We start from the raw sequence: 1785 nt of genomic DNA on the forward strand, positions 1-1785 counted from the left end.
GCTTATCTTTCAGAGCATCGAACTTTCTATCGCATTTACTAGCTCGATCCCCCCCAGCCCCCCTTAGCTAAGGGGGGAGCCCGGAAATCGATCTGGAAAGTTCGATGCTCTGAAAGATAAGCTACGCGAACACATAATTATTCTATCAAATTAAATGCTATCCCAGAATTAAACTCTAAACTTAAATGCTATCCCAGTATTACGGTATTAATTTCATAAAATTGATGCTCTAAACTAACCGATAAGTGATGGCATAGCAGCTCCAATATACTTTTGCAGCTAAGAGATTGAGCGAAGGTCACGCTACGCGATCGCTTTTTTTCAATTAACAAAAAAATCATCAAAAAAATTACCGTTATACCCCCTCCATAAAAAAAAGTTCAAAAAAAAAATTTTTTAAATTACTTGACAATGCCAATAATAATAGTTTATAAGATAAAGTTGTTAAGTAATACAACAACAACTTTAATTATGGACATCGAAAACTTTCTCCCAAATTTTGAGTATAATCCCAACAATCCTAGTTTCCCGGAATTATCTGGCCAAGGGCAGCCAGGACGGGAGCAAATCAAACATATATTGATCGGTTCTCCCAAAACCGTGCGGGTCACAATCTATAATCTTTATAGCCGTGGCTACGCACAAGTTCATGAGTGGAGCACTCCTCAACCTACCGGAAATCCTGGTGAGGTGATCAGTATATTGATTCGATATCTGTTGGTAGATTAAGATAGCAAATTGCCAGGGATGCCAATCCCTCTCTTGATGCAGTCGCTCATGGGGGAAACCCCCAAGACCGCTTAGGTGCGCTTTCCGTTGGCGAATTAAATTCGCCACGGGTCGCACCTCTGCATCGCTGGCGACAGGTCAAAACTCAGGAGAAAGTACGAAGTCTAAAGTATTAAACCTAAGTTGGTATGTTGTTGATTTGGTGAACATATAGTCAAGGATCATAGGGCTCTTGACTATTACAAGAAATAATTCGGTCAAGGATTGGAATTAACCAGAACTTGACCGAATTTTTTTTTAAGTATTTAGCTATCAGCTGTCAGCTGTCAGCTGTCAGCTATCAGCTATCAGTTAGCAGGGAACAGGGAACAGGGAACAGGGAACAGAGAACAGGGAAGAATATTTAGATGTACTTCAAACTTACTAAAAAACTCAACAGCACTAATCAAGACTTAAAACTTAATTGCGACAGTGCAATAGTTTTTTAAAACCATCCACATCACCCACATCACCCCTAGCAGTAATGCAATAGTTTTTCTAAACTTCCACCCTTACAACGTGTTAAACCCCCATAACCCTTTGCATCTTTTCAAAAATCCTGTTAAAATAACAATATCGTTAAAGCAATGGTTTTTCGGCCATGATGATTTCTACCGCACAAGCTGCTAAATTACTAGGTGTCTCTGCCACTCGCGTCCGTTTCCTGTTGAGCAAGGGCAGAGTCAAAGGAGCTTATAAAGTGGGTAGAACTTGGGTGATTCCCTTATTTGACGGTATGCCAGTGGTCACCCCTGGTACTCGTGGACCGAAGCGGAATTGGTCAAAGCTTACACAGTACACTAAAGCTGTGATCCACGTTAATCAGAAAGTGATTCGCCAAAATCACAACAGTGGCGATCGCAATCCCGTGATTACCGTAAAACGCGGCGCTAAAAATATTTATGGTCATACGGTCGAAGTGAATGGCCCTTGTCGGGTGATGTATCGCCCAGATGATCCCCTAAATTGTGGAGCACGGGTATGGATTGAGACTATTTCTGATTTTAAGGTTAGCTG

At 41.2% G+C, this 1785-nt stretch carries 2 protein-coding genes; both read left to right on the forward strand.

Features of this window, described 5'->3' with window-relative positions:
* Nucleotides 1-471 precede the first annotated feature (471 nt).
* A complete protein-coding gene (locus F6K37_RS40795) occupies nt 472-729 on the forward strand; it encodes a hypothetical protein (RefSeq protein WP_008183394.1) in 258 nt (85 codons plus the stop codon).
* Nucleotides 730-1369: 640 nt separating this feature from the next.
* On the forward strand, nt 1370-1785 hold a 416-nt coding region (locus F6K37_RS40800), incomplete at its 3' end, for a helix-turn-helix domain-containing protein (RefSeq protein ID WP_008183392.1).

The sequence above is a fragment of the Moorena sp. SIO4E2 genome (genome assembly GCF_010671945.1).
GTDB lineage: Bacteria > Cyanobacteriota > Cyanobacteriia > Cyanobacteriales > Coleofasciculaceae > Moorena > Moorena producens.